General features: G+C 59.4%; 3 protein-coding genes. 2 read left to right on the plus strand and 1 reads right to left on the minus strand.

The features are described from left to right. On the plus strand, window positions 1-737 hold a 737-nt coding region (gene folE2, locus JV551A3_RS30570; RefSeq protein WP_133979405.1), incomplete at its 5' end, for a GTP cyclohydrolase FolE2. Here folE2 and JV551A3_RS30575 read toward each other — a convergent pair. After that, the gene (locus tag JV551A3_RS30575) at window positions 721-1,248 is read right to left on the minus strand and encodes a DUF3617 domain-containing protein (protein ID WP_015272374.1); all 528 of its coding nucleotides are present in this window, start codon (window positions 1,246-1,248) and stop codon (window positions 721-723) included. The two genes, folE2 and JV551A3_RS30575, sit on opposite strands and share 17 nt — an antisense overlap. A 131-nt stretch (window positions 1,249-1,379) precedes the next feature. Here JV551A3_RS30575 and JV551A3_RS30580 point away from each other — a divergent pair. Next, a partial coding sequence (locus tag JV551A3_RS30580) for a PLDc N-terminal domain-containing protein (RefSeq protein ID WP_205125977.1) occupies window positions 1,380-2,141 on the plus strand: 762 nt, incomplete at its 3' end.

The raw sequence follows: 2,141 nt of genomic DNA on the forward strand, positions 1-2,141 counted from the left end.
TCCATATGTCGCGGCTTTATCTGGCGCTGGAGTCGTTGGAGCATCAGCCCCTGACGCCTCTCACTATCCGGCAACTGCTGGCTGACTTCCTCAGCAGCCATGAAGGCCTTTCTTCCGCAGCCTATCTGCGTCTGCGCTTTGAGCATCTGCTTAAAAGGCCTGCTTTGATCAGCCCGCTGGAGGGATGGAAAAGCTATGCCGTGGCAGTCGATGCAAGGATTGAAAATGAAATGTTCCACGTGGAACTATCCGTCTCCGTCCCATACTCTTCGACCTGCCCCTGCTCGGCTGCACTTGCCCGCCAGCTGATTCAGCAGCAGTTCCAGGCCCACTTCAGCGCTGAACAGATCGACAAATCGGCAGTGCTGCAGTGGCTTGGCAGCGCCGAAGGCATCGTAGCGACGCCCCATAGCCAACGCAGTAGCGCCCAAATCCAGGTAAAGCTGCACAGCAAGCAACAGGTTTTGCCAATCACCGAGCTGATCGACCGCATAGAAGCCAGCCTGGGGACAGCGGTGCAGACCGCGGTAAAGCGCGCAGACGAACAAGCCTTTGCCTTGGCCAATGGCCAGAACCTCATGTTCTGCGAAGACGCCGCACGACGCCTGCACAAGGCGCTACGGCAAATAGAATGGAGCACGGCCTTCAAGCTGCGCGTGGAACATGCAGAAAGCCTGCATGCCCACGACGCTGTCGCTACCAGCCAGTGGCAATGGGATGTCAGCTGCGCGGCTTGACCGAACCGCAATCATTGCCCAACCACACGGCGCGGGTGTTCATGCTGCCTTGCTGCTGTACACCCGAGGCGTTGAAAGTACCATTGACCTGGGTGGTGAACTCCCGGTCACTGAGGAAAGTCGCCTGGCCACTGCCCTGCGCTTTAGGGCAGCTGAACTGAAATTTCCACACATTGCCGGTGCGGTCGGTAATCTTCTGGGTGCACCCTGACTTCGGGTCCTGCAGCGGGATATCGTTGGTGGCGACCTGTTCTGGCGTCAGGCACGAGCGCACCCCCTTACCGCCAACAGTCACCCCCTGCTTGGCCAGCACCCCTTCCATCATCGCGCGCTGCTCCGGCGGCAGGTTCTTCAACTGGCCGAGCATGAACTCCATGTCGGGTAACGGCTTGCCATCGACCTGCATGTTGCTGGTGGTCAGCTCCCACAAACCCGGCTGTAGCATCTGAGCATGCACCAGCGGGCTGCTCACGCCTAGGGCCAACGCCAACAGTGGCAGACGAATCTTCATGGACGAACGCTCCTGGAAAAAGCCGGCCAAGCGGGCCGGGCTGAGCCTTAGACGCCAAATCCACCTGCAGGTTGCAACGCGGACCGGGAACGTGTTCTGTTACTCAAGTGTACTCGGCCAGCAGGATGCATATGGACTATCACAGCCCCTACTTCTTCGGTTACCTACTCGGCCTGGTTCACCTGCTGGGTATCGTCGCTGCACTGCACGCGCTGCTCACCGTGCGTACTGCCCAGGGCGCAATCGCCTGGGCCATGCCGTTGTTCTTCATCCCCTACCTCACCCTGATCCCTTACCTGGTCTTCGGCGCACGCTCGTTCTATGCCTACATCAAGGCTCGACGTCATGCAAACCAGGAAATGGATGTGGCCATGGCCAACCTCAACTGGCGGCCCTGGGTAGAAGAAGCCCTCACCGCCCGCGAGTCGGAAAGCTATGCGGCGTTGCGCGCCATGCCCAAGCTCGGGCGCATGCCCTCCCTTGCCAATAACGAGGTGAACCTGCTGATCGCTGGCAAGGCGACATTCGAAGCGATCTTCGACGCTATTGAAACTGCACGCGACGTGGTGCTGGTGCAGTTCTTCATCATCCATGACGACCNCCTTGGCAAAACACTGCAGCAACTGCTTCAGCGCAAGGCTGCCGAAGGAGTGAAGGTGTTCGTGCTTTATGACCGCGTAGTCAGCCATGCCTTGCCGTCCATCTACAGCCAGCTACTGCTCGACGGTGACGTACAGGTTCATGCCTTCGCAACGCGTCGTGGCTGGTTCAACCGCTTCCAGGTGAACTTCCGCAACCACCGCAAGATCGTGGTGGTGGACGGCCTGCTCGGTTTCATCGGCGGGCCCAACGTGGGCGATGAATACCTCGGTGACCACCCGCAGCTCTCACCC

The sequence above is a fragment of the Pseudomonas inefficax genome (genome assembly GCF_900277125.1).
Classification (GTDB): Bacteria; Pseudomonadota; Gammaproteobacteria; order Pseudomonadales; family Pseudomonadaceae; genus Aquipseudomonas; species Aquipseudomonas inefficax.

What these genes read in the sequence shown, in the direction of transcription:
- JV551A3_RS30575 (WP_015272374.1), bottom strand. Translation starts at nt 1,248, where the DNA reads ATGAAGATTCGTCTGCCACTGTTGGCGTTGGCCCTAGGCGTGAGCAGC.